Genomic DNA, 24,731 nt, shown 5'->3' with positions numbered 1-24,731 from the left:
CGTTCTTAGCGCTTTTGGGGCTCCGGCAGAAAGCGCCGGATCAGCCGCACCATGGCCGGAACCAGGGTCGGCCGCAACAGGCGGTTGTCGTAAACCCCCAGCCTGCGGTCGTTTTCGGCGAGGCAGAGGTCCATCAGCGCGGCCGGGGTGATGTCGACGCCGAGCTGGTCGGCACCGTTAACGGTGAAATTCGATTGCTTGTCGCCCTCGCCGATGTTGGAGGCGATACCGATCCGCTCCAGGATCAGATAGGCCCAGATCACGGCCACCTTCAGCTCGAACCAGGGCCGGCGCCACGCCGGCATGGTGCGACGATGCCAGGCGAGCCAGTTGACGAAAAAGAGGATGTGGCGCCCCTCCTCGGCGATCACCGGCTCGAAGGTGTCGACCAGTTCGGGCGGGAAGAAGCCGGTGCGGCGGGCCGCTTCGAACAGGCCGAACGCGAAGAAGCTGTCGATGCATTCGGAAAATCCGACCTGAACGAACGCCCATTCCGGGTCCCTGGGCGCCGGATAGGCCGGCTCGGGTTTTAGCGCGATGCCGTAGGCCTCGACCAGATTGGCCAGCACATGGCGGTGGCGGCGTTCCTCGAAGGCATTGAGTTCGACCGCTTGGCGCAGCAGCGGATCGCGGGCCTTGTCGGCATAGGACCCGACCCAGACGCCGGCGCGGTTCTCGGTCTGCACCGCGATATCCCAGATCGGCAACGACGTGATGAGGTCCTGGGTCTTGGCGTCCAGTTTGGGCCAGTCGATCACCGCCGGCTTGTAGGGATTGAAGGTCTCCAGCAGCGTCTTGCACAACAGGCGGAGATGCTCCGGCGAGCCCAGCCGGACCGGACCCTCGGGCACGTCGATGGGGTCAAAGCGGAGGTTCGGCAAAGCAAGCGTCACAGGCGGGCTCCGGCTGATGTTTCAGAATAAGTCTAAACTACAGCCGTAAAACCCTCAAACCCCAAGACGCAAATGCGATCTGCAAAAACGTGAATTCAATTCCCGAATTTCGGGCCTAAGCCGCGAAACCGTCACAAAAATTGCCTTGCGATTCCGGCGATAGAAAACGCCCACGAACGGCCGGGCGTCCCGAATCGAAATCGAATCGTTCTAAACTACAGCCGCGATTGCGACGCGTTCGTCGATCCTCTCCCGTGCGGTCAAACAGCTCCAGAGAGGTAGGTGCACTTTCGCCAGATTCAAGATGGTCGGGAGCGGATACGACCGCGGACATTGCTTTGGGACCGACTTGCGCCAAAACCTCCCATACCCGCCCTCAGGCGTAGTTGGAATAGTGCACGCGGCCATCTGCAAACCGGATTGTCCAAATCTCATAGCCCGTGAAATTGAAGACTTGGAGTTTGATGTTGGGTGCGAACTCAAACACTAAGTACAAGTACCGTCGGAAAAGGTGAGACTGATTGCAGCGTGCCCCTCCGCAAGAAACGCATCGGCGGCGGTAACGATCACAGTTGTTTGCGCCAGCGAGGTTAAGTCCAAAGTGGGCATGTCGGCTGGCCTTCGATCCAAAACTTCTGGAAGGTAAGCCAAGCGGCGCACGGAAGGAACGGCGAGTTGTGGCGCCTTCCCGCCGCCCAGGCTATGTCTGGAAACGGTCTAGGAACGGACCTAGCCGTTTCGGCGGAATCGCGCCATGAACGGTCATTCGCCGGGGCGTTGGGTCGTGCGATAGTCTACGGCACTAGTTGATAGGAGGGGCGGGCATGCCCGATGGTTCGGCGCTCAAAGCCGGGAAATCCAAACTGGCTATTCGGCTGTTTCTGTGTGTTGTCGTCGGCGTGGGGAGCGGACTGCCGTCCGTGCAATCGGCGAGCGCTTCCACCGCGAAGAAAGGACCTAACACAACCGAAGCTTGGCGCGACTATCTCTTTTATCGATGCGTGCACGAGTATTTTAGCGGCGGAGAACTCGACAAATTGGACTCCAGCGTCGGGCTTGCAATCGAATATGTATCGCTCGATCCGGCGGCACTGGAAGCAGTGGTTGGCAAAGCGAAGGAAGTGGCAAAGCGGCTGCGCGCACCAAGACCACCGGGGACGCAGGTCTCCGAAGGAACTGAAGGCAAAGTCGCAGTCTTGGCCGTGTGCCTGGATGAGGCGCGCGCTTTCAAGCTACCGCGCAAATAGCTTTCGACGAACGCTTCGGGAATGGCCGGAGTTGGCGCCGAACCGCCGTCCGGCCAATGTCTGGAATCGGTCCGGGATCGGAAGTAGCCGTTTGGGCCGGAACGCGCCAGAAACGGAGATTACGAGACGCGATTTCGGGAACGCCTCGCACGCCATAGAACCAGCAGGATAGCCAGTGGGACTAACAACATCAGCTCAAGAAACAAGACGTCGAAACTGAACAGGCCGCGTACATCGCCGCCACCCCAGAGAGCGAAGCGCAAGTCAGCTTTTATCGTGGCAGAGACGACGTTGATGATGAGGTAGCCCTGAGCAAGCAGAACCACACCCAACCAGCCGAACAACGCCACAGCACAACCTCTGCCCATTTACTCCCCCCGAATGTTGCGCATTGCCGTTTTAAAAGGCGGGCTTGGAATGTCCACTTCTGGCGCCAAGTCGCCGGTTGGCCTAGGTCCGAAGTTGAACTGATTCCGGACGTCGTGGCGACGGCGGAAACGCGCCACTTTCAGACATGGGCCTTCATGTGCTCGACGCGTTGACGTGTTGCTGCCATGCTCTGGCTGGGCGACATTGTTGAAAGGACGGGCCGTGGCCAAAATTGCGAACTATAGCCACGAGATCGAAGTTGACGAAAAAGCCAGAAAAATCAATGTTTATCGACTAATGCCCGATTATCGCGAACTTTATACTGCAATAGACATTCCCGCGATCCAATGGAAAAAGAACCCGACAGAGTATGCAGAGTTCTGCCGTAGACTCGGGGAAGACCTCGTGATCGACTCTCCCGCCCTACGAAACCTATTAGGACATTAGCATCGGCGGATCGGAGTCCGGGGTGGCTACGATGTCCGGTGTTGGCGCTTCTGCGACCATCTCTCAACGGCGAGTTTAGGGTCAGAAACAGAAGTAGGTCCGACGGCGACCTAGCGCCAATTTCCGCCATCCCCGTTTATGCTGTCGTATTATCGGGCATACTCGCGAATGGGAGGGTTGCGACATGAACCAGATGATTAGCTATATCGCGATGGACCTCGCAATTGCGGCCCTTCTCGCACTGGTGTGCGGCGTTGTCGCCCGCAAGGTTTTTCGAGCTAACCTGAAATGGGCCGTCGTTGTCGGAGTGGTCGTGCTGGTAGGCTTGGCTCTCGTTCCGATAAAGACGCATGCCGTCGCGGTCGACATGCCTGTTGGCAAATCCAATTAGATTTTTTCGCAAGGACCGGTTTTGGCGCCTTTGCGAAGTTCTCTCAACGGCGAGTTCAGGGACGTTTCCGGACGTAGGTCGGACGGCGACCTAGCGCCAAACCCGGACGTAGCCGAGACCGTCTCGAAAGACGCTAACCCCAGACAACGGATAAAGTGCAGGTGGGGCAGTATTAGCCAATAGGGACTTTGACGATCCGATGCCTGGACAGCGTAGCGGGATACCGGTGACAATCACACTATTGTTGGGGGGATGAAATGAAGCGTCGGCATTTCATAGAGTCTGCAGCAGCGCTTGCCAGCCTGTCCGGCTGCGGTGTTTTTACAGGCAAGCACACATTGCGATACCGCTTAACGCTTAAAGTATCAGTGAGCGGTAGAAAAAGAGCTGCGTCCACAGTGCTCGAAACAACTTGGGTGGACACGCTCGGTTTGGGGCAAGGGTCTCGATGGACTGGCAAGAGCTGGGGCGATGCAATCCTCATAACGAGGGAGGGCAATAGTGCGCTCGTTGGACTGCTTGGGTTCGTTCCTGGTTATAAGCCGGGTTTTACCCTCCCATATGATTGGCTTGATTTTCTCAAACCTGCTGATCGTTCAACTGATGAACGCCGATTCCAATCTGTTCTCCAACTAAAAGGCGAACACTCACTTCCATCTTTTCAGTGGCCGCTAATGGCGTACATCTCAGATATAGAGAATCTAGCGAGCGCCAATCTAATTTCCGAAGAAACGCCGGATGACCGCTTTTCTATATTGGACTGTTCATTAGCAGTGACATCCAATCCCATCAGCCGCGGTATTGAAGGCATCATGCCGTGTCTGAAGCAGGTGGGAACCTATAATCCCCCATTTGTCCCAATTCGAGAGATTCCCGCATATCAGCTGTTTCGCGCTGAGAACTTCAGCGCGAATGGAGATGGTGTATGACCAATTCGGGCTGCTTTTTCCCAGCGTGAACGTTCCAACGAATGACTGCAATTGGCGGCGGGTTCAACCGGCTCTGTTCCGCGAGGGAGAAACGATGGAGATGCCGGGGGGCGCGGGAATCATCTCGGAACCCAGTCCCCCAAAGGCGTGCTATCATGCCCGGCATGTGGGTGGGGGGAGCCATGAAAATTGCGCGATGGAGTTTGATCGGAGCCGGTCTGGCCGCAGCGGCGGTTGCGGGCGCGTTGCCGTCGCTGCCGGCGAGCAAACCCGGTCTTTATGAATTCCGCGGTGCCACCAATGCCGGCGCGTTTCTCGGCAAAGGCGCAGGCAATCTGCCGGAACAAGAACTGCAGCGGCTGGCCGACGCAAGTCTGGCGCAATCCATGCCGATGTTTCAGCTCTGCGTGCCGGACGGCGGCGCCAAGGAAATGGATCCGGCGAACCTGTTGCCGACCGATTGCACCTTCGCCGACGTCGTGACGCGCCGAAACGGATACACGGCCGTTGCGCACTGCACCGTCGGCGCCAGACGGGATCCGACCGAGATCGCCGTCGAAACCGACCCGAACGGCCGCCGCAAGGTGACGCTCCGCGTGCCGCTGGCCGGCACCTCTCTTGCGATGATCTCGCTCTACGAGATGACGCGCCTATCCGACGATTGCGGGGCCGTCCCGCCCGGCGGCCGGCGCATGCCCAACGGCGAAATCATCCCGCCGCGCACGCCGTGATAATTGCGCGCGTTCCGTCAGAGAGGAAATAAGGGGAAGCGGATACTACGGTGTCTTCGCCGCCACCGTTTCGCGCAAGGCTCTGAGTTCGTAGACCACCGCCGACAGGCCGGAACACATTGCGGCGCAGCGGAGATAGACACTCTGATCTTCGTGCTTCTCGATGGCGGCGAGATAATCGCTCATGATCTTCAACGCTTCCATCGAATCCGGTTTGGATGTCATGGCATCCTCCAACGGTTGAAGGCGCCGCCATTCTACACCCGGCGGCGGCATCCCAACATGTCATTCCCGGCCGACCGGCCGCAGCCGCGGAGCAGCGAAGGTTGGGAGGGGAAGGGAATCCAGGGGCTTCCTACAAAAATGATCGTCGAGAGACGGTACAGATCTGCTTTTCCTCCTCCAGCGTGGCTGCCGCGACGACCTGGGTCCCCTTCCCTCGCACAGTCGCTTCGCGCCTGTTGCTCGCCGGGGATGACAGTGTACCGAAATCACGCCCGGATCGCGGTTTCCAGCTGGTCTTCGGCGAGGGCGGCGCCGGTGAAATCGCACGCGAGATAGTCGCCCGAATGCAGTTTGAGCGGGCGCAGGTCGGCGCCCTTGAAGCGGGCATGATCGAGGCGGGCGTTGTGGAAGCGTACGCCGCGCAAATCGGCGTTCTCGAAGCTGGCGCCGCGAAGATCGGCATTTTCCAAATTGGCGCCCTGAAGCTCGCAGCCGGAAAAATCCATCACCACGCCGATGGCGCCCTTGGCGGAGATCGCCGTCAGCTTCGCGGTGCGCACCACGTCGGCGAGCGGGCGCAAATCCTCGCCGTCGAACACGGCGGCAATGCCTTCGCGCCCGTCGGTGGCGATCCAATGCTGGTGCAGCGTGAGCTTTTCGAGTTGGTGCACGCGCGCCGACACCGAACGTTCCGACGGCGCCACGATGCAGGTCTTCAGCGCCGAAGCCGGCAGATCGGCAAGATCGACGCCGCTCAGCACCGCATCCTGAAACACCGCGTTCTTGAGACTGGCGCCCTTGAACCGCGACGCCTCGATGATAGCGCCGGAGAAATCCGCCCCTTCCAGATGGGCATTCTCGAAATCGACGTCGCTGAGCAGGCTGCGGCTGAAACTGGCGCTGGCGACATGCGGATCGATCACGTCGCGCAATCCGCTTTCGCCCGATTGCAGCATCCGGCCGGGACGGCAATCGGCGCAGTTCAGCCGGGCGTGGGCGAGATTACAGCCCGTAAGGATCGCTCCGCGCAGATCGGCATGACTGAAATTGGCGTAGCTCGCATCGGCCCCGCGCAGGTCGCAGCAGTAGAGATTGGCGCCGACGAATTCGGTAAAGCGCAAGGCGGCACCGCTCAACACCGAGCCGGACAGATCGGCATCGGACAGAACGCGATTGGACAGGTTGGCGCCCTTCAGATCGCAGGATTTGAGCTGCGCCCGCCGTCCGCCCGCCACCCGCGAGACGAACGCCGAATGGGACCACAGAACCCGCTCGAGTTCCTCGACCGACAGCCGCTGAGGAGCAGTACTTTTTTGATCGGCAGACGCCATGAAGGTCATCCCAATGCAGCCAGGATATCCTAGAAAACGGCGGCTAATTCCACGTTAAGGAGAAAACGGGCGGCCCGGACCCGCAAAACCTTCGCCCGCGAGAGGCGGTTCGACGGGCATAGGTAGTACTACGCAGAGAGAGGCGAGCGCCGGTTTTGTTCGTTGTTGCCTCATACAATCTTGCGACAGATACGCAGTTTCTTTACCTGCCCTCCATACCGTTCTCGTCGGCACCGAACCAGACGACACGCTGGAGAATCACATGACCGAGGTTGCAGGACTGCCGCCGAGAACCCACCCCAACTGGAACGCCGTCGCCGTGGGCAAAATCAAGCGGCCGTGGTCTGCCCTCGGCATGAAGATCATGATGACCCGCATCGCAATGGAAGTCGCCAAGGACGGCTCGCCCGCCGCCGTGCAGAAGTTCGGCGACGAGATCTACGATTTCTTCAAGAAGAACGAGAAGATCGCCGCGCAGGACCTCCGCGCGATCTTCAGCTGACCGCATCGAAAGGGCTCCCAAAATGGCAAAGAACGGACTCTATTCCGTCAAAGACGTCACCGCCCTGATCGCGAGCGGGAACATCTTGCTGGTGGCCGGAGACGAAGCGCTGCTGACGCAGCTTCCGGCGGGCAACTGGATCGGCGGCACGGCGGTCTCCTTCATGACCGAAGACGGCGGCATGACCAATCTCGACCGCATCTTCGTGCACGACCTCACCGGCATCGCCACCACGGCGACGATCAAGCGCTACACCGCGGAAGGGCTTGCCGGCATCGGCGCCGATTATCCCGCCTCCGGTTTTTCGGTACTGATCGTGCCGGGCGGCGGCGACGTGCACCGCCGTTTCGCCAAGGAAGTGCAGAGCTACGAGGGCGTCTTCAACAGCCCGTTGCTCGGCTGGATCGCGGCCGTCGACGTCGCCGATATCGGTAAGCGGCAACCGAAAGTGTTCGCGGGTTCGCCCGAAGCCATCGCCGACGACGCGGTGGTGCTCCATGTCGAGTTGCAGCCCGGCAAAATGGCGGTGCTCGACATCATCAATCCGTTCCGGCCGGGCAACGGCGACACCATCGTGTTCGATCAGGAAGGATTTTCGGTCAGCGGCGATTGTCGGATCGCCGACCAGCCCGCCAATCTGGCGCGCTACATCCGCGAGAACGCGATCGACACCAAGCTGCCGCTGATCGCCGACTATAACGGCGCCCATATCAACGTCTCGATCCAATCGGTCGACGATGCGACCGGGACCGTCCGCTTCTATGCGCCGGTGTTTCCCGGCATCGCCTACCGGTTTGCCGAACCCATCGTCGATTACGTCGAGGCGTTCGAAAACGCCGGCAATACCGGCGCCGACGGGCTCGTCTTCTCGTGCAACTGCATCCTCAACTACATGTATGCGGAACTCGAAGGCGAGATGACCGGGAACTTCGACGGCCCCATCACCTTCGGCGAAATCGCCTACATGCTGCTCAATCAGACGGTGGTGTACCTGAAGATCATCGACATCGGCTGAACCCTTCAACCGCCGGCGAAATCGGCGAAGCGGCCGAGGCGCAGCCCGCGCGTGCGTTCGATCACCTCCGGCGCCGTGAGCGCGGTGAGTTCGTCGCTGTAGCGATAGCCCTGGGCCGAGCCGGGATAAGCCGACAAAGCGGGGTGGCAGTAGATCTCGCTGACGCCGTCCGGCAGGTTGTCGAGGATCGCCTTGACGCGGCCGCGGTGCATCGCGCCGGACCATGCCAATCCGAACACCTGATCGGGCGACCAGATGCGGCTGACCCACAGCCGGTCCTTCAGCCGCGCGCCGACGAAGCGTTCGATATCGCCGCCGGTGGCATGGGGATCGATGCGGCGGATGATTTCCGGCGGCTCGATCGGCGCGCGCATCGCCGTCAGGCCGTAGCGCTTGCCGATCTTGACCGCGAGGCGGCCGATGGTCGGATGCAGATGGAAATGCTTGTGGGCGTTGACGTGATCGAGCGGAAGGCCGGTCGCAGCAAAGGCGGCAAACTGGGCTTCGATCTCGGCGGCGAGCTGGCGCCGCACCCACGGCAACATCGCCATGCCGAACGAGGCCTTGACCATGTCGGTGCGGAAATTGCCGTCGGCGCCGACCAGATTGGGAATGCGCTGCGGCGGGAGTACCGGCTTGCCTTCGACCAGGACGAGGTGCAGCCCGACGCCGAGGCTGGGCGTTTCCCTGGCACGCTTGACGGCATCCGCTGCCCCTGCCCCCGCCACCATCAGCGAGGCGCAGGTGAGGATACCCTCGCCATGGGCGCGCATCACCGCTTCGTTGACCTCCGGCGCGGCACCGAAGTCATCGGCGGTGACGATCAAACCCTTCGCGTTCATGCGGATCTCCGGCGCGTGCCGGACCGTCTTACGGCTTCAGCGGATCAGAGAGCAAGGACCGGAATTTCCGGCCGTCAGGAGCCGATCGTCAAGACTGTTCGAGGTCGTCCGAGCCCGCATTGGCCCCGTTCAACGTTTGCTCGCTGATGCCCGCCAACGGAGCATAGACCGGCGCGTGCCACGCCTTCTTCGCCGGAGCGGCATCGCTGACGTTGCTTTTTTGATCGGGTTGATCGGACATTATCGCCTCATTGACAACCGTACAGATGTACGTCGACATTCAGCGCATTCGGTGACGCTGTCAACCAACCGACGCGCATCCGCCACAGCGACGGGACGTGGGTTATGACGGCGATTTTCGGACTCTGGCATCGCAACGGACGGCCGGACATTACGGCCGACGCGGCGCGGATGAGCCGCTCGCTGGCGATCTACGGACCCGATCGCAGCGGGTCTTGGAGCAGCGACGATCTCGTTCTTGGCACCGATCTCTTCATTCTCACGCCCGAAGACCGGCTTGACCGCCAGCCGGTCGCCAGCCGCGATGGGCGCCTCGTTCTCGTTGCCGACATGCGGCTCGATAATCGGATGGAACTGACGGCAGACCTTGGTTTGACCGCCGAAAATGCGCGCACCATGGCCGATGCCGATTTCGCATTGGCGGCATGGGAGCGCTGGGGCGAAGGCGCGCTCGACAGACTGATCGGCGATTGGGCGCTGGCGGTGTGGGACGGGCGCGAGCGGACGCTGACCCTGGCGCGCGATTTTCTCGGCAACCGGCCGTTGTTCTATCGCGCCGATTCCGACCGGCTTGCGTTCGCCTCGATGGCCAAAGGAATTCACGCCCTGCCCGGCGTGCCCATCGCGCCCGATCTCGACACCTTGCGCGATCAACTAGCCTTGGCGCCGATGCGTGGGCCGGGAAGCCATTTTGCCGGCATCAACCGGGTCGAGCCGGGCGCGCTGGTGATCGCCCATGCCGACGGCCGCATCGAAACCCGCGACTGGTATACGTGGCGCCTCGACCGCAAGAGCCGATTTGCGCGCGACGACGACGCCGTCGAGGCCTTCCGGGCGACCTTCGACCGCGCCGTGGCGGATCGGCTACGGAGTATCGGATCGATTGCCGCCCATTTGAGCGGCGGATTGGATTCGGCAGCCGCGGTTTCCAGTGCCGCGCGTCTTCTCGCCGGCCGGGGCGCGCGGCTGACGGCCTATACCCATGTGCCGATGAAGGGCGTGGTGCTGGACGAACCCGAAGGGCGTATCGTTGATGAAGGCCCCCTCGCGGCGCTGCTGGCGGCACGCTATCCCAACGTCGATCACGTGCTGGTGGACTCGGCCGGACGCGAAATCGGCGACGACTTCGATCGCAATTTCTTTTATTGCGAGCGGCCGGTTCTCAATCCTTGCAACGCACTCTGGGTCCGCGAGATCGCCCGGAAAGCCTCGAACGCCGGCCACCGTGTCGTGATGAGCGCGTCCTGCGGCAACGCCACGATCAGCCAGGATGGCGTCCAACGGATAGCGGAACTTTTCTCGTCCGGCCGGCTGGCGGCCTGGTGGCGGGAAGCCGCTGCGCTCCGCCGCGAGGGATACCAGGCCCAGCGCGTCTACGGCGGCCTCACCCTTCTGCCGCTGCTTCCGGCGCGCGCCGCCGCGCTGCTGCGCGCGTTGGCCGGACGGGAAAGAAAAGATCTCGCCGAAGTGACCGCGCTGCATCCGGATGTGATCGCCGGCGCCGACTTGAACGCGCGCCTGAAAGATCTCGATTTCGATCCGACCTACCGCCCCTGGCGCAACCATCGCGCTTTGGCCGCCTTCATCCTGCGCCGCCACGACCGTGGGACCAACCTGAAGGGCGAATTGGGCGCATTCGGCGTCGACCGGCGCGATCCGACCTGCGACCGGCGGCTCGTCGAACTGACGTTGGAAATGCCGTCGCACATGTATCTGCGCGACGGCCAGACGAAATGGCTGTATCGGCAGGCGTTCGCCGACCGCATCCCTGAGGAGACGCTGGCCGTCAATGCGAAGCACCGGGGCTATCAGGGCGCGGATTGGTTCGCGCGGATGCAGGGCGATCGCGGCGCAACGCTTCGGATGCAAGCCGCCATGGCGCTGGCCGCTCCGGGGGTCGCCGGATTGATCGACTGCGAAGGCGTGAAATCCCTGCTTGAAAGGCCGTTGCCCGCGAAGCCGGGCACGACGACGACCAGGAATTACCGCACGAAGCTTTTGCGCGCGATCTCGGTGGCGCACTTTGTCGCCAAGGCGACGCGCAGCAACGGGGCGGGCGATTGCTAGCTGTTGCTGCTGTCGCCTTCCTGTTGCCCCGTGCCGGTCCCTAGCGTCTCGGACACGTCGAATTCGACCATAATCGGCGCGCGCCACACGCGCCGTTCGGACTGCGAACCAATGGCTGAGTTCGGAGTAGCTTGGTCCTGCATCACGTCCTCGGGGTTTGTCTTACGGCCTTACAATAGAAGAATCTGATTCGTCAGAATCAGTCAACGACGTGCGGCGGCGAGCACCGCGTCATCCGTCCGGGTCCGAACAACCAGGCTCCCGCCGCTTTGCCCGTTCTACGAAACGATCATGTCCTCGCGGGTCTTGAGGAAGTCGAAGAACTCGACGCCTTCGCGCAGACGGCGGCCGAACATTTCGGGGTTGGTCACCATCTCGCCGACGATCTCGGCGATCTTCGACGGGCGGAAGTAGAACTTCTTGTAGAACCACTCCACCGCTTCGAAAATCTCGCTGTGGCTGAGATTGTCGTAGTTCAGCGGCGCGATCTGGGTGCCGTCGTCGGTGAGAAGATCGACGTCGGAGGCGAACCAGCCGTTTTCCTTGGCCTGATTGTAGAGGAACGTGCCGGGATACGGCGCGGCCAGCGACACCTGCAGCGTGCGCGGGTTCACTTCCTTGGCGAAGTTCAAGGTTTCCTGGATGGTCTGCTTGGTCTCGCCCGGCAGACCGAGAATGAAGGTGCCGTGCACCAGGATGCCGAGTTCGTGGCAGTCCTTGGAGAACTGACGCGCCACGTCGACGCGCAGGCCCTTCTTGATGTTGTGCAGGATCTGCTGGTTGCCGCTCTCGTAACCGACGAGGAGAATGCGAAGGCCGTTCTCCTTCATGATCTCGAGCGTCCGCCTCGGAACGTTGGCCTTGGCATTGCACGACCAGGTCACGCCCATCTTGCCAAGTTCCTTGGCGAGGGCTTCGACGCGCTCGTGGTTGTCGGTCAGGGTGCCGTCGTCGAAGAAGATTTCGCGCACCTGCGGGAAATTCTCCTTCATGTAGCGCACTTCGTCGAGCACGTACGGAATCGAATGGGTGCGGTAGTTGTGGCCGGAGATCGTCTGCGGCCACAGGCAGAAGGTGCAGCGCGATTTGCAGCCGCGGCCGGTGTACCACGACATGTACGGGTGCTTGAGATAGCCGCCGTAATAGTTCTCGATCTTGAGGTCGCGCTTGTAGATCGGCAGCACGCTCGGCAGCTTGTCCATGTCCGTCAGGATGGCGCGTTCGGCGTTGTGCACGATCGAGCCCGACGCATCGCGATAGGAAATGCCGGCAAGGCCGTCCCACTTGGCGCCGTTGGCGATTTCCTGGATGGTGAATTCGTATTCGTTGCGGGCGACGAAATCGATCGCCGGTTCGGCTTCGAGACTTTCGGTCGGCTGCACCGAAACCTTGGCGCCGATGAAGCCGAGCTTGCAGTGCGGGTTGACCTCTTTGATCATCCGCGCGGTCTTGCAGTCGGACTTGAACGACGGCGTCGACGTGTGGATCACGATCAGCTCGTGATTCTTCACGTCGTCCTCGATGTCCTTCCAATGCAGCTTGTGCGGCGGGGCGTCGATCAGCTTGGAGCCTTCCACCATGGCGGCCGCCTGGGCCAGCCAGGTCGGATACCAGAACGACTTGACCTCGCGCTTCATCTGATAGCGCGCACCGGCCCCGCCGTCGTAACCGTCGTAAGAGGGCGCCTGCAAGAACAACGACTTCATCTACTTCCTCATCGATTGGCCATCAGCGGCCGGACAACGCACCGTCGCCACCGACCCGAAGGCGCTCCTTCTGCCAGACAACGGCCGATCCGAAAAGCGACGTGACGAACACACAGAAGGTTAACACATCCCGCACCGGCATAAGCCAGTACGGTCCTGCGGGTTCCCCGAACGCCGTGTCGATACACCATTTCAGCACGAGGCGCGCAAGGATTGTAGTGGCGAGTGCGCCCCAGGCGACCGGCGCCCATCCGGTGAGGATTAACCCCAGGAATGCCAAGGGAATGGCGTGCGTCACCAGAGATCCTGCATGTCCGGCCGGATCGACGGTGCGAATGGTCCGCATCCAGCGCAACTCATGCGATAACCACTCGGACCCTGTGGTCTCGGTGGCGGCGTGACGCACCGCGAACGGCGGGATGGCGACCTCGTAGCCTTTGGCGCGGACGGCCCGGCCGATCTCGTTGTCGTCGGCAAGTTGATCGGCAAAGGCGGCCAGTCCGCCGATCTCGCGCAACACCTTGCCCTTGAGCGCGATGGTCGAGCCGAAACACGGCGCGGTCATTTTCAGGCCCAGCCCGGCCATGACGTTGGGCAAAAAATGATAGCTGACGCCCATCGCCGACAACCGCGATACCAGCCCCGCTGCCGCCCAGCCGGTGTAAACACAGGTCACCGCCCCCACCCGTTCGGGCGCCAGAGCGGCGGCGATACGGCGCAGGTAGCCCGCTTCGACCGCGATGTCGCTGTCCGAAAGGATCACCACGTCGTGGCGGATGGCGCCGCGCATGTTCATCAGATTGGCGATTTTCGGATTGGTGCCGTGACGCGCCTTGTCGACCACCAGCACGGCATCGGCCGCGGGATGACGCTTCAACAACCGCTCGACCACCGCGATGGCCGCATCGTCGGGCGACTGGACGCCGAACACGTATTGGCACGGCGCCGGGTAATCCTGCGCCAGGAACGTCTCCAGATTCGCTTCCAGCGCCGGCTCGTCGCCATGCAAAGGCTTGAGGATCGACACCGCCGGAAAATTCTCGATGCCGCCCTCGTCGCGCGCCGCGAACCGCCGGGCGAAGCCAGCCGCCATGAGCGCATACGCCGCCCCAGCCAAACCGAGGGCCACGAATATCCAGCCGAGAATTGCGACGACGCCCATGAAGGCCCCCATGGAGGTCTTCCTAAAGCAAAACCCGCGACTTGGAAATCGCGGGTTCCGCCGACAATTATCTTTTGTTCAGAAGTACTTACCGGATGACGCGGGCGCCTTTGCCCTTCATGACGGCTTCGACTTCCTTGAAGTTGACCATCGAAGTGTCGCCGGGGGTCGACATCGCGAGCGCGCCGTGGGCGGCGCCGTACTCGACGGCGGCCTGCGGGCCCTTGCCTTCCATGAAGCCGTAAGCGAGGCCGGACGCAAATCCGTCGCCGCCGCCGACGCGGTCATAGATTTCCAGGTTCTCGCGCATCGGCGCTTCGTAGAAGTTGCCGCCGGCCCAGATCACCGCACCCCAGTCGTTGACCGAGGCGGTCTTGGCGTTGCGCAGCGTCGTCGCGGCGACCTTGAAGTTCGGGAACTCCTTCACCGCCGTGGCGATCATCTTCTTGAAGTTGGCCGGGTCGATCTTGGAGATGTGCTCGTCGAGGCCTTCCACTTCGAAGCCCAGGCAGGCCGTGAAGTCTTCCTCGTTGCCGATCATCACGTCGACATACTTGGCGATCTCGCGATTGATCTTGCGCGCGCCTTCCTTGCCGCCCTGGCTCTTCCACAGCTGGCCGCGGTAGTTGAGGTCGTAAGCGACGATGGTGCCGTACTTGTGGGCCGCCTTCACCGCTTCGATCACCACTTCCGAGGTGTTCGGAGCCAGCGCCGCGAAGATGCCGCCGGTGTGGAACCAGCGCACGCCCTCTTCGCCGAACAGCTTGTCCCAGTTCACTTCGCCCGGCTTGATCTGCGACGCGGCCGAGTTGCCGCGGTCGTTGCAGCCGAGCGCCGCACGCGGGCCGTAGCCCTTTTCCGTGAAGTTCAGGCCGACGCGGGTGTTGCGGCCGATGCCGTCGAACTCGCGCCATATGATGTGCGAGGTGTCGACGCCGCCCTGCATGATGAGGTCTTCGGCGAGCCAGCCGATATCGTTCTCCGGCAACGCCGTCACGACGGAAGCGCGCTTCTTCCAGCACTTGCGCATGGCGCGGCACACATTGTACTCGCCGCCGCCTTCCGACACCGCGAACTGGCGGGTGGTGCGGATACGGCCGAAGCCGGGGTCGAGGCGCAGCATCACTTCGCCGAGCGACACGCAATCCCACTTCACTTCGGAGGCGGGACGGATTTTGAGGATTTCGTCTGCCATTGGCTTATTTCCCACGGATTTTCTTGATGAGGGCGATGGTCTCGGCAACCTTCTTCTCGATGGCGCCGAAGTCTTTCGCGGCGAGCAGTTCCTTGGTGATCAGCTTGGAGCCGATACCGGAGGCCACGATGCCGGCCTTGTACCACTTGGTCAGCGACTCTTCGGTCGGATCGACGCCGCCGGTCGGCATCAGCTTGGTCCACGGCAACGGCCCGAGAATGTTCTTGACGAACTCCGGACCGCCGACGCACGAGCCGGGGAACACTTTGACGATCTCGCAGCCGAGCTCGTGGGCGTAGTTGACTTCCGAGGCCGAGCCGCAGCCGGGGCTATAAGGCACGCAATGGCGGTTGCAGACCTTGGCGACTTCCGCATTCAAGAGCGGGCCGACCACGAAGCTGGCGCCGTTGGCGATATAAAGGGCCGCAGTCGGGGCATCGATGATCGAGCCGACGCCCATGATCACCGACGGGTCGGCCTTCTTGAAGTGCTTGGTGACGTCCTTGAAGACTTCCCAGGCGAAATCGCCGCGGTTGGTGAACTCGATGCACTTGGCTCCGCCGTTGGCGCAAGCCTGGATCACGTTGATGCACAGCTCGACATCGGGATGATAGAAAACAGGGATCACACCCTGCTCGATGATCGCCGATAGTACGGCCAGCCGGTCCTTTGCCATCTTCTCTCCTCCTAGTGCGCGCGGTCGGGGCGAACCGCGGCCGAAATCGTCCGTTGCGTAGCACAGCCCGCCTCCCGACGGGGAAGCCGCGGCCGGCGAAATTAATGATACCGCTAACAATACCCTTCTGCGGCTCGGGTCAAGCGGCCGGCACGGCAGAAGGGGAAGCCGTTGCAGGTGCCAAATGACACCGGTGTCTATAGCGCGATACCGGCCGCTTTCCAAGACCCCTCGCGCCGGAACGACGCGGCGGACGGTCGCCGGTACGGAAAGGTTTATTCAACCACGTTCCTTCAGGGCCGCTTAACACGCTTAAGCCAAAGTGGCGCCAGGAGAAACGGAGAAGCCGTGAGTCCCTCGCGCCCCAAGTCCGCCCAGCCGCTTTCCGCGGCAGAAGCCCTGCAACTGCTGGAGCAGCACGCCCGCCAGTCGCAAGACGTCTTGGCGTCCCGTACCGATGCCGGTCCGGAAGTCCTCAATTATCTCGCCGAAAACGGGGCCGCCGCCACTCGCCGCGCGGTGGCCGCCAATCCGGCGACGCCCGCCGAAACCAACTGGCAGCTTGCCGACGACATCGACAAGAACGTGCGCAAGGCGCTGGCCGGCAAGATCGGCCGGCTGTTCCCCGGCCTGCTCGCCGAAGAAGAAAAACAGCTTCGCGACCTGACCTTTGCCACGCTCGAAAAACTGGCGCGCGACGAAGTGTCGGAAGTCCGCGCCATCCTGGCCGACGAGATCAAGGCCTACGACTGCGTTCCCAAGACGGTGGTCGAAGCCCTGGCCAACGATGCCGATCCCAAGGTGGCGTTGCCGGTGATCGAATTCTCGCCGCTGCTCGACGACCGCGATCTGATCGAACTGGTGGCGGCAACACGCGCCTCCGCCATCCTGTCGGCGGTGGCCCGGCGCAAGCACCTGTCGGGCGACGTATCCGATGCGGTGGCGACGACCCTCGACATCGACGCGGTGGCGGCCCTGCTCGCCAATACCGATGCGGCGATCCGCACCAAGACCCTCGACAGGATCATCAGCCAGGCGGCGGAAGTGGCCGAGTGGCATTCGCCGCTGGTGGTGCGCGCCGATCTGTCCAAAAGCGCCATCCGGCGGCTGGCCACGTTCGTCGGCACCGCCCTGATCGACACGCTGGCGGCCCGTTCCGGTCTCGACGAGGCGACCCGCACCCATCTCAAATCCAAGCTCGAGGAGCGCCGGAGCACCGAAGCGGCCGCCGAAGCCGCCGTGATCGAAGCCGCCCGCAAGGCCGGCACTCTCAACGAAGCCTTCGTCGCCGAAGCGGTGGAGGAATGCCGCAAAGAAACCGTGGTCAAAGCCCTCTCCGTGCTCGCCAAGACCGACGAACTCACGGTGCGGCGGGTGCTCGACAGCCGCTCGGCCAAGGGCGCGATCGCGCTGGTGTGGCACGCGGGCCTCTCCATGCGGGTGGCCTTCAAGCTGCAGACCCAGGTGATGCGTCTTTCCGGCAAGGACCTCGTCCCCGCCCGCCACGGCATCGACTTCCCGCTCGACGAAGACGAAATGCGCTGGCACCTCGGCTATTTCGGGATTTCGTGAGCCGCCCGCGCGTGTCGTTCGGGAGTACCAGAGCCACCGATACGGCCCGCCGGCCACCCGGCCGTCGACGACTGCCACCACCATCGACCACACCACCGCAGTCGGCCGAAGACGGCGCCCATCCCCAACTCCGGTGCCAAGGGGTGTTTCGTTCCGCCCGAACCTCGTGCTAAGAAGCCCGCCCTGCCCGCGGGCGTAGTTCAATGGTAGAACGGCAGCTTCCCAAGCTGCATACGAGGGTTCGATTCCCTTCGCCCGCTCCAGCACTTAGCTGAGAACGAACCGGGTTTTTAACAGCGAATTTAACAGGCTCTGTTCCGATTTCGGTCCCATAGCTAGGCCCGCGTCCAGTGTTCGCAATCGATGGAAGCGAGGACAGGTTCGCCTGTCCCCCGAAAGCGACGGGCGCGGCACCGAAATAAGCCAAGCCCCCGCTAAATTGCCATCCGTCCGTGGCTCTGGTTTCGCATGGTGCGACCCGTGATTCGAATGTCACCGCGCACGATACATCAAAGACCCACCGACCATATCTCATCCGAGGCCTGCAGATAACGTGTTAGCGATGAAACTGCTCGATTTACTTGGCTCGATTAAAAACTCACCCCCAGCCGATCTCCTCCACTTCGACTAATCATGCCCAAAGCCGGATTATTTCCGCCGACCACCCAGCGCCGTCGACGTTCGCCTGCGTGACCGATTGGTACATGGATCGGATAATCAAGGGTTGTACAGTGGATAGTGTTGAACAGCGCGCCATTGCTTCAGCCGCGCGAAAATCTCAACCGCGATGATTCGGGAAAAAATGCACTATGAGCGGGTCCGAACAGTCAAACGCTAGAGCATTGTCCGGTGCCGGAGCCACGTCGCTTGCTGGTTATGACTACCAGATAGACGTTTCCGTGTGGTTGGCGCTTGAACTTGCGCTGGTCACGAGAATGACGAATGAGCTTGTACTAGAACCTGCATCTCAGGAAGACATAGAAGCAGAACTCGATGCGGACGAGCCCGGCAGCATAGTCAACCGCATACGACTGCATGATTCGGCAACCTACACCCTTGTCGTTCAGGCAAAGCGTCGGGATGGTGATGCCTGGACGACCGCGGCCATAAAATCTCTATTGGAGCATGGTAGCGAGCGCCGCATTTCGGCGGCTAAACGTTTAGAAAATTCTGATGTTCGATATCTGCTGGTTACCAGTGCAGGCCTGAATGGAGAAGTGAAAGCACTTGGAAAGCGCCGGCCGGGTGTCTGGCCGGCCAACGGAGCTATACCCAAGTCCATCGCTCACATTCTTCCCGAAGGATGCGACGGGCGCTTGGCAATAATCGGCAACGAAGATGACGAGCGGCTGGCCTATGATATTAGCCGCAATCTCATCGAGGGCTGCCGAGTGCCGAACTCGAGGTTGCAATCGTGCATAAAAAAGCTTCGCGAAGAGGCGCGAGCGCGCATCCGTGGAGCGGGTGGCGGCCGCTGGATCCGCGCCGATATTGAGAACATCATTCGAGATCATGACGGGTACGTCGCAAGCTCTCGCGATCTGGAGCACTACGTCCACCCCCTCAACTGGCGTGAACTTCGAGCCAGAATGAATTCTCGCAACGCCGCAATCATCGTTGGCCAGTCAGGCACAGGTAAGACACTAGCGACGTCAAAGCTGTACGAAGAATTGCGCGACGAAATTCCCGGCTTGGCGCGAGTGAAGATCAGCTTGGGCCCCCAACAGTTGCGGGGCGACACTACGCCGGGTCCAGTTTTGTACGACATCGAAGACCCGTGGGGACGTTTTGATTTTGATCCAAGAAGTAGACCCTGGAACGATCAGCTCGCTCAATTCTTCCGATATGCCTCACCGGATCGGATGATAATTGCGACCTCCCGATATGACGTGGCAATGTCGTCGGGGGCCCTAAAGGACGTGAAGCCCTGGATCGTCAAACTTGAGGCCGAACACTACGGACCTCACCAACGAAGCAGTCTATTTAGATCACGCATCGATGAGTTGCCGCGAGAGCTCCAGGAAATCGCCCGGATGGCCGAGCACAGGGTTCTCGACGCACTTGCTACCCCGCTAGAAATACAGAAGTTCTTTGATGCACTCCGAACGCAAGAGCGGGACGGCCTCAAGAACCCCGCGCAGTTTGTGGCGGACGCAATCAGCCGAGCACATGAGAACTCAATTGAACGCACGGTGATTGAGCAGATTGAGGAGCGAAAGGATGCAAAAGCGGCGGCAGTGATTTGGTCGTTAATGACTGCGAACCAGAAGTTCAGCAGGTCCACACTCCGGGAAATTGAAGACTGCTTATCGGATGGGGACACTGGAATTGAATTATCCCTTTCGTCATTTGTTGACTTTTTTGTTGCAGCCAGAAATTTGCGACAAAGTGATGATGGGATTATCACTTACTATCATCCTCGCGTTGAAGCCGGGATAGAGAAGACGTTGTCGCGCCATCGCGTCGAGACCCGCGGCATACTCAAATCACTAATAAACCTCCTCGTGTCGCCACACGGACCAGACGAAGAATGGGGAGCCGGCGCTGCCGCCCGACTAATCGCCAAGGCAGGCAAGAGGTTCAGCATCAAAATTGACTCTCAATCCCAGGCAAGGATTGATGCATGGCTGGAGCGACGGCTCGCGGAGAACAATGGCGGCTTCGAAGACGATCTTCGGCTCGCCGCTGATGCCGGGTCTAGTGCCAGCAACGGCGCCGAAATCGCTCGGTTTCTTACGTATCGACCGGACAATAGCTTTGGAGGCCTTTTATACTGGGCACCCCCGAGCCGATCTGACGAATGGTTTACAACGCGACGGTCTGATCCTTCTACGAAGCCGCTAATTGAGGCTTTCATTCGTAAGGTTCTTCCGCAAGACCGAACACATTACGCAGTCTCTCTTGTGGCCGACCTCGAGAAGCTCGCGCCCGACATAACGCAGGCATTTCTCGATGCAGCTTCTGAAATTGTCCACTACGGGGTCGTATCGTCCGACGACGTCATTGCGGCGGGCGCACTTAATGATCTGGATGCCTTCGAAGCGATTGTGGACACAGCGGTTCATATCTTGCAACCCAGTGAGGAGGAAGAACGCAAGGCGGCAGAACTGCACCTTGACCTCATTAATGAAGTGTACAGCCCGGATTACGGCGAGTACTTAGCTGACAACGACGATGGCTACACAGCGAAAGAGTTCTTAAAGGCTTACGTAGCACGTGTCCGGACGGTCAGAGGTTGGCGTTCTCTCGTTGAACACAACTATAGCAAAGACCTGTTGCTATATTGGTTAGGCCTTCTTTCCGAAGAGGCGAAAGAGAGCTCTCTGGATAAAGACGAGGTCGCCAGCGCATTCAACGCGGCAATTGGAACTGAAAACGAGAGCAGAGCGTGGCTTGTCCTCCTCAGGTGTTGGGATGACCATTTTCTAGAGACGCTTATCAACTGTATACTTACCAGCGCCCAAGACCGGGATGTCGAGATAACAGCGCTAGCCTGCGCCGCCATGCATACTCCAGATCGACTCGCGATCTTAGTCGAAGAGCTGGTGAATAATGGCGACGTGGGCTGTATGGTTGAAATAGCTGCTGCAATGGGCGAATTGCACCGACAGCGGCTTTACGACGGCCGAAGAAACAATGAAGCCGCCGAGGCGGCGATATCCACTTTACCGCAAGCTCTCATAGAAATAGCAAACGCAGAAATTTGCGTTGAAAAAGGGGACGTCCCTAAAGTCTCAGTAGCCACAATGGAGATGCTTGCATCGGCTCCAGACCCTAGCGAGCGAATTCGGCATCTCCGTGTTGTGCTAAACCCGCAAGCCTGTTCGCAGGTACAGGACGACGTACGCTGGTTGCTCCAGCACACTACAGATCCAGACACAGCTCTGAGCGCAATCGAAGCTGCCATTCGGCATTCTATGACGCATGACATCGAGGCGGCCGCTAATCATCAGTATGCTCACGTCAGAGCACGCGCTATCACCGCAATTGGTGAAGGCATACCAGCGCCGCTACCGACAGGATTACTGGTAAGGGCCCGTGACCGCGCCAGTCCGGTCCGGAAAGCTCTGGTGACACTCATCAAGGCAAAACCGCACCAAGACTATGTAACAACATTGATGCAACTTGCCAAAGATCGGTGGTCAAGCACCTCGTCATATTACAACGAGCCAACTAACCTTCCGATTGCGCGCGACGCGGTAGATGCTCTCGCGGGTTTAGCGCCATTGGTCGAGAGGGATTTGGACGAACTATTCACAATCGGCATCGATACATCCGACAACACATTACGCAGCGATATTTTTCGATTATTGGCGAACACTGGCGGGAAACCATGCCAAACGCGATTGTTTGAGCTTGCTATTAAGCCGGGAGGAGGCGCACTGATACGTCGAGCAGCAGCATATGGCCTGTTGGAAGCAGCAGATATGCTCGATCACGAAATAATTTCCCGGATTACTCTTCGATTGCTCATTACTCGTTACGAACCCGTAGCCGCTGCACTGATGATACTACTCTCCTATCGGGGAGAGCCATCTTTAATCCTTGCTGCAACTCAGGAACTGGCAACCAATACAAAGCGTCGCGCGCTTATTCTGCTGGCCGTATGGGTATTAAAAGATAGGGACATGGCCTTAGCGAACGATATCGCAGCGATGCTTCCAGAAAACCACCTCGCCCTTAAATGGGCTTTCGGCACCCAACTTGCGACCGTTGATGACGCATTAATTGCAGACCTTGGCAATACGGCCATCTGCAAAGAAGTTCTTGTGTATATGCGCCCTTCAAAAAAGAGCTCTTAGAAAGCTAAGTCCAAGTTAAATGGGCTCTCGCCTTGTCGTGCGCGGCCAAGCACAACTCGTGCTCATCAAACGAAAGGGCTTCTCTGACTGTGGAATCCCCCCAGATGTCAGGATAGAAGTTTTCCAATACAAACTTTACAAACATGGCATACCCCATCGCGGAGCGCACAGGAATACGGCAACAGGGATCATTTACTGTTACATGTGAAGCCGGATGATAATCGCGCGCATCTCCTGGATCAAAATCAAACCGAATGGGAGATCGCAGCAAGAGGTATTCGTCGAGTCTTTCCGAGAAGTTTTCTTCAATGAAGTCGGCCAAACCTCCTTCGTAGCCAATCATATCCAACGGAGCGATAGCTAGTGGGCAGGGGTAATACAATAACCTGTGCCTCACCACACTCGCCCCATCGAAGATGTAGGCAATCTGCACGATGGAACCATCATCCAGTACAAACGAAAAATCCCCCGCTCTCAGGAGTGCCAGATAATCTACTAGACGTGCAGGACAGGCGCTCACTAGGTTTCCTGACACACTAGATCTCACCCAAATTACATCCTTTCGGTGGGAAGGACCTTTGATTACCTTGTGCGGATTTGCGTTTTGGGCGTAACCCTTCTCGAGCAAAAAATAGCCAAATGAACTTACTCGTGAGCAAAGCGACTCTGCATTCATTTGAGCTTCTTTTCCCCCTTTGTACCGAGCGCCCGTAATTCCTCCCTCACATCCCTTGGCAGGGCATCAAATGGAAGTTCGCCATCTAGCACGGCGCGAACTACATCCTTCATTGTTCCGATTTTGCTCTCCCACTCACGCCTCTCACCTTCCGACATATCCCTGTGAGCGTGCGCCAACCGCTTGATTTCTTCATCGTCAGGATAGGTGAACTCTAGTTCAAAATTGTGCGCGAATACTTTCTTCACCTCGGAGCAAAGCGCTTCCATATCAGCGCCCACCCCGAACAACCGGACCCAGCACCGAGAGCGCGTTATGGCTGTGAATAATATGTTGCGGCGGCGGCTAAGTTCAAATCCGGAGTAGCAATATTCCGAGTTGATTACATATACCATGGGCGCTTCATTTCCCTTCGCCCGGAATATGTGTGTCACAGCGACGGAGTTTGGTCGAAACATCTCGTCTCGGCTAGTTGTCACCCCAGCCAAATGCGCAGCAATTCCCTTCCCGCTCAGAGCTGCCATTACGGCTGCGCCAACTTTCCTCGACGTATATGCGCTCGGAAGAACCACAAGTATATCTGAGGCGTCCAGCTCATCTTCTGTCAGATTCCTACTAATCTCCGCTGCGAGCGCCTCGTATTGACTAACAGCATCCCCGAATACCGCACACACAATCGCATCGTCAGGCTTAACCAGATCCTCAAAATACGACGGGTAGGACTCCTTGCTGCGTCGAACAGTGACCGAGCAACCCAGCTCCAAGCGACCATTCACCTTCTCGTAACCTATGCGCGGCCAGATCGACGGCTCCTCAAACATGTTTGCTAGTCCGGCTTCGCGATAGATGCCAAACCCCAAAGCATGAGCGGTCGCTAAAGCCCAGGGGGTGTTTCGGTAGCAAACGGGCAGCACAATATCCTCTTTGGCGCGATCAGCCTCATTCCGAAGCGTAACCAGCGCGTGCCCATGCTCGTCATCCCCGAAGAGTTCTCTTTCCGACCGCATCTCGTAGCTTCCGAGATTCTGCAAGTCGTCGTAGGCCCACATGATCCTATGCGGAGAGGGGACAACCCTATAAATCATCCTGTAGAACGCAGTTGGGAAGTCCTGTGCCTCATCAATCAAGATTGCATCAAAAACGCGCGCGCCACCCTGTTCCTTGATGACTACATTTAGTTCCTCGCACACGCCTTCAAATGAACGAGATCCATACTGTGCGTCGGCGGTCCTCCAGTCCTTCGGTGCAACCCCATATTTGAGGCAGACCGTAGAGTATACGCCCAACTCGCGTGCGCTGCCCCAGGCATGCATGACTAACAAGTTTGACCAGTCTGGCTCATCTTCAATCTGATCGTAAGTGAACCTTCTGATAAGGTCGCGAAACTGCTGATAGAGTGATCTCGACTGAAATGTAACGGCGATTTTCCAATCGGGGTGGCGCGCGTGCAGATATGCGGCCTTCAAAGCCAACACTACCGTCTTGCCTGATCCCGCAAGACCACGGATGCGCTGAGGCCCATCAGCATATTCGATTGCCCCTCTGTTTTGCCATTGATCTAGGTTCGCGATCTCCCTCTCAATTCTCCTTAAAACCGCGCCCCGGGAGTTTTCCTTAATTGTCAAATCGCTTCCAACCGTGACCCCAGTTACGCGCCCAATAATGACCCCCTTGTAGGTGCTGTTCGACAGGCCACGGAGGGACCCGCGCGCG

21 protein-coding genes and 1 tRNA gene are annotated in these 24,731 nt (G+C 59.7%); 10 read left to right on the top strand and 12 right to left on the bottom strand.

Annotated features, from left to right (window positions below; all coding sequences use genetic code 11):
• Window positions 1-5 precede the first annotated feature (5 nt).
• Entirely contained in the window at window positions 6-893 is an 888-nt protein-coding gene (locus FHS84_RS19610; protein WP_208393983.1) for a ferritin family protein, read from the bottom strand.
• 824 nt (window positions 894-1,717) lie between these two features.
• Between FHS84_RS19610 and FHS84_RS19605 the strand changes: the two genes are divergently transcribed.
• Complete coding sequence (locus FHS84_RS19605) at window positions 1,718-2,140, top strand: hypothetical protein (RefSeq protein WP_166937239.1); 423 nt, start codon at window positions 1,718-1,720, stop codon at window positions 2,138-2,140.
• Between the two features lie 119 nt (window positions 2,141-2,259).
• Here FHS84_RS19605 and FHS84_RS19600 read toward each other — a convergent pair whose 3' ends face one another.
• Window positions 2,260-2,490 carry a hypothetical protein gene (locus FHS84_RS19600; protein WP_166937238.1) on the bottom strand — a complete coding sequence of 77 codons (231 nt, stop codon included), beginning with the start codon at window positions 2,488-2,490 and terminating at the stop codon, window positions 2,260-2,262.
• Between the two features lie 650 nt (window positions 2,491-3,140).
• Between FHS84_RS19600 and FHS84_RS19595 the strand changes: the two genes are divergently transcribed.
• The 3 genes from FHS84_RS19595 to FHS84_RS19585 all read left to right on the top strand — a co-directional run bounded on the left by FHS84_RS19595 (window position 3,141) and on the right by FHS84_RS19585 (window position 5,007).
• Window positions 3,141-3,347 (top strand): hypothetical protein, encoded by a 207-nt coding sequence (locus FHS84_RS19595; RefSeq protein WP_166937237.1) that lies wholly within the window; start codon window positions 3,141-3,143, stop codon window positions 3,345-3,347.
• A gap of 257 nt (window positions 3,348-3,604) precedes the next feature.
• Window positions 3,605-4,276 carry a hypothetical protein gene (locus FHS84_RS19590; protein ID WP_166937236.1) on the top strand — a complete coding sequence of 224 codons (672 nt, stop codon included), beginning with the start codon at window positions 3,605-3,607 and terminating at the stop codon, window positions 4,274-4,276.
• A gap of 182 nt (window positions 4,277-4,458) precedes the next feature.
• The gene (locus FHS84_RS19585) at window positions 4,459-5,007 is read left to right on the top strand and encodes a hypothetical protein (RefSeq protein WP_166937235.1); all 549 of its coding nucleotides are present in this window, start codon (window positions 4,459-4,461) and stop codon (window positions 5,005-5,007) included.
• A 45-nt stretch (window positions 5,008-5,052) separates the two neighbouring features.
• On the opposite strand, the gene FHS84_RS19580 is transcribed toward FHS84_RS19585, so the two are convergent.
• Window positions 5,053-5,232 (bottom strand): hypothetical protein, encoded by a 180-nt coding sequence (locus tag FHS84_RS19580; RefSeq protein ID WP_166937234.1) that lies wholly within the window; start codon window positions 5,230-5,232, stop codon window positions 5,053-5,055.
• Between the two features lie 266 nt (window positions 5,233-5,498).
• Window positions 5,499-6,563 (bottom strand): pentapeptide repeat-containing protein, encoded by a 1,065-nt coding sequence (locus FHS84_RS19575; protein ID WP_166937233.1) that lies wholly within the window; start codon window positions 6,561-6,563, stop codon window positions 5,499-5,501.
• A gap of 262 nt (window positions 6,564-6,825) precedes the next feature.
• Between FHS84_RS19575 and FHS84_RS19570 the strand changes: the two genes are divergently transcribed.
• Window positions 6,826-7,065: a hypothetical protein gene (locus FHS84_RS19570; protein WP_166937232.1), complete on the top strand. Its 240-nt coding sequence runs from the start codon at window positions 6,826-6,828 to the stop codon at window positions 7,063-7,065.
• Window positions 7,066-7,087: 22 nt separating this feature from the next.
• Window positions 7,088-8,080, top strand: coding sequence for a DUF6976 family protein (locus FHS84_RS19565; protein ID WP_166937231.1), 993 nt, complete (start codon window positions 7,088-7,090; stop codon window positions 8,078-8,080).
• Between the two features lie 5 nt (window positions 8,081-8,085).
• Here FHS84_RS19565 and hpnK read toward each other — a convergent pair whose 3' ends face one another.
• Both hpnK and FHS84_RS19555 read right to left on the bottom strand, forming a co-directional pair.
• The gene (hpnK, locus tag FHS84_RS19560) at window positions 8,086-8,922 is read right to left on the bottom strand and encodes a hopanoid biosynthesis-associated protein HpnK (protein WP_166937230.1); all 837 of its coding nucleotides are present in this window, start codon (window positions 8,920-8,922) and stop codon (window positions 8,086-8,088) included.
• Between the two features lie 88 nt (window positions 8,923-9,010).
• A complete protein-coding gene (locus tag FHS84_RS19555; RefSeq protein ID WP_166937229.1) occupies window positions 9,011-9,163 on the bottom strand; it encodes a hypothetical protein in 153 nt (50 codons plus the stop codon).
• A gap of 104 nt (window positions 9,164-9,267) precedes the next feature.
• On the opposite strand from FHS84_RS19555, the gene FHS84_RS19550 reads away from it, so the two are divergent.
• The gene (locus tag FHS84_RS19550) at window positions 9,268-11,229 is read left to right on the top strand and encodes an asparagine synthetase B family protein (RefSeq protein ID WP_166937228.1); all 1,962 of its coding nucleotides are present in this window, start codon (window positions 9,268-9,270) and stop codon (window positions 11,227-11,229) included.
• Between the two features lie 278 nt (window positions 11,230-11,507).
• Here FHS84_RS19550 and hpnJ read toward each other — a convergent pair whose 3' ends face one another.
• From hpnJ to FHS84_RS19530, 4 genes are all read right to left on the bottom strand, one after another.
• Window positions 11,508-12,935 carry a hopanoid biosynthesis associated radical SAM protein HpnJ gene (gene hpnJ, locus FHS84_RS19545; RefSeq protein ID WP_166937227.1) on the bottom strand — a complete coding sequence of 476 codons (1,428 nt, stop codon included), beginning with the start codon at window positions 12,933-12,935 and terminating at the stop codon, window positions 11,508-11,510.
• Between the two features lie 22 nt (window positions 12,936-12,957).
• On the bottom strand, window positions 12,958-14,097 hold the full coding sequence (gene hpnI, locus FHS84_RS19540) for a bacteriohopanetetrol glucosamine biosynthesis glycosyltransferase HpnI (RefSeq protein WP_166937226.1): 1,140 nt from the start codon (window positions 14,095-14,097) through the stop codon (window positions 12,958-12,960).
• A gap of 88 nt (window positions 14,098-14,185) precedes the next feature.
• The gene (locus FHS84_RS19535; protein WP_166937225.1) at window positions 14,186-15,292 is read right to left on the bottom strand and encodes a sugar kinase; all 1,107 of its coding nucleotides are present in this window, start codon (window positions 15,290-15,292) and stop codon (window positions 14,186-14,188) included.
• A gap of 4 nt (window positions 15,293-15,296) precedes the next feature.
• Window positions 15,297-15,968, bottom strand: a complete 672-nt coding sequence (locus FHS84_RS19530; RefSeq protein WP_166937224.1) for a bifunctional 4-hydroxy-2-oxoglutarate aldolase/2-dehydro-3-deoxy-phosphogluconate aldolase — start codon at window positions 15,966-15,968, stop codon at window positions 15,297-15,299.
• Between the two features lie 348 nt (window positions 15,969-16,316).
• Between FHS84_RS19530 and FHS84_RS22300 the strand changes: the two genes are divergently transcribed.
• From FHS84_RS22300 to FHS84_RS19515, 3 genes are all read left to right on the top strand, one after another.
• A complete protein-coding gene (locus FHS84_RS22300; protein ID WP_166937223.1) occupies window positions 16,317-17,540 on the top strand; it encodes a DUF2336 domain-containing protein in 1,224 nt (407 codons plus the stop codon).
• 189 nt (window positions 17,541-17,729) lie between these two features.
• A tRNA-Gly gene (locus tag FHS84_RS19520) sits at window positions 17,730-17,803 on the top strand.
• 546 nt (window positions 17,804-18,349) lie between these two features.
• Window positions 18,350-22,342: a hypothetical protein gene (locus FHS84_RS19515; RefSeq protein WP_166937222.1), complete on the top strand. Its 3,993-nt coding sequence runs from the start codon at window positions 18,350-18,352 to the stop codon at window positions 22,340-22,342.
• Window positions 22,343-22,346: 4 nt separating this feature from the next.
• Here FHS84_RS19515 and FHS84_RS19510 read toward each other — a convergent pair whose 3' ends face one another.
• Together FHS84_RS19510 and FHS84_RS19505 are read right to left on the bottom strand one after the other, a co-directional pair.
• Window positions 22,347-23,018, bottom strand: coding sequence for a DUF2290 domain-containing protein (locus FHS84_RS19510; RefSeq protein ID WP_243851237.1), 672 nt, complete (start codon window positions 23,016-23,018; stop codon window positions 22,347-22,349).
• The coding region (locus FHS84_RS19505) for a DEAD/DEAH box helicase (protein WP_208393982.1) at window positions 23,015-24,731 on the bottom strand (1,717 nt) is incomplete at its 5' end. The genes FHS84_RS19510 and FHS84_RS19505, both read right to left, overlap by 4 nt.

It is taken from the genome of Rhizomicrobium electricum, assembly GCF_011762045.1.
Classification (GTDB): Bacteria; Pseudomonadota; Alphaproteobacteria; order Micropepsales; family Micropepsaceae; genus Rhizomicrobium; species Rhizomicrobium electricum.
This window is presented reverse-complemented; position numbering and strand designations above follow the sequence as displayed.

Excerpts from the sequence above, each read along its gene's own strand:
- FHS84_RS19605 (WP_166937239.1), top strand. The coding sequence starts at position 1,718 with ATGCCCGATGGTTCGGCGCTCAAAGCCGGGAAATCCAAACTGGCTATT.
- FHS84_RS19595 (WP_166937237.1), top strand. The coding sequence starts at position 3,141 with ATGAACCAGATGATTAGCTATATCGCGATGGACCTCGCAATTGCGGCC.
- FHS84_RS19590 (WP_166937236.1), top strand. The coding sequence starts at position 3,605 with ATGAAGCGTCGGCATTTCATAGAGTCTGCAGCAGCGCTTGCCAGCCTG.
- FHS84_RS19585 (WP_166937235.1), top strand. The coding sequence starts at position 4,459 with ATGAAAATTGCGCGATGGAGTTTGATCGGAGCCGGTCTGGCCGCAGCG.
- FHS84_RS19580 (WP_166937234.1), bottom strand. The coding sequence starts at position 5,232 with ATGACATCCAAACCGGATTCGATGGAAGCGTTGAAGATCATGAGCGAT.
- FHS84_RS19575 (WP_166937233.1), bottom strand. The coding sequence starts at position 6,563 with ATGGCGTCTGCCGATCAAAAAAGTACTGCTCCTCAGCGGCTGTCGGTC.
- FHS84_RS19570 (WP_166937232.1), top strand. The coding sequence starts at position 6,826 with ATGACCGAGGTTGCAGGACTGCCGCCGAGAACCCACCCCAACTGGAAC.
- FHS84_RS19565 (WP_166937231.1), top strand. The coding sequence starts at position 7,088 with ATGGCAAAGAACGGACTCTATTCCGTCAAAGACGTCACCGCCCTGATC.
- hpnK (WP_166937230.1), bottom strand. The coding sequence starts at position 8,922 with ATGAACGCGAAGGGTTTGATCGTCACCGCCGATGACTTCGGTGCCGCG.
- FHS84_RS19555 (WP_166937229.1), bottom strand. The coding sequence starts at position 9,163 with ATGTCCGATCAACCCGATCAAAAAAGCAACGTCAGCGATGCCGCTCCG.
- FHS84_RS19550 (WP_166937228.1), top strand. The coding sequence starts at position 9,268 with ATGACGGCGATTTTCGGACTCTGGCATCGCAACGGACGGCCGGACATT.
- hpnJ (WP_166937227.1), bottom strand. The coding sequence starts at position 12,935 with ATGAAGTCGTTGTTCTTGCAGGCGCCCTCTTACGACGGTTACGACGGC.
- hpnI (WP_166937226.1), bottom strand. The coding sequence starts at position 14,097 with ATGGGCGTCGTCGCAATTCTCGGCTGGATATTCGTGGCCCTCGGTTTG.
- FHS84_RS19535 (WP_166937225.1), bottom strand. The coding sequence starts at position 15,292 with ATGGCAGACGAAATCCTCAAAATCCGTCCCGCCTCCGAAGTGAAGTGG.
- FHS84_RS19530 (WP_166937224.1), bottom strand. The coding sequence starts at position 15,968 with ATGGCAAAGGACCGGCTGGCCGTACTATCGGCGATCATCGAGCAGGGT.
- FHS84_RS19515 (WP_166937222.1), top strand. The coding sequence starts at position 18,350 with ATGAGCGGGTCCGAACAGTCAAACGCTAGAGCATTGTCCGGTGCCGGA.
- FHS84_RS19510 (WP_243851237.1), bottom strand. The coding sequence starts at position 23,018 with ATGAATGCAGAGTCGCTTTGCTCACGAGTAAGTTCATTTGGCTATTTT.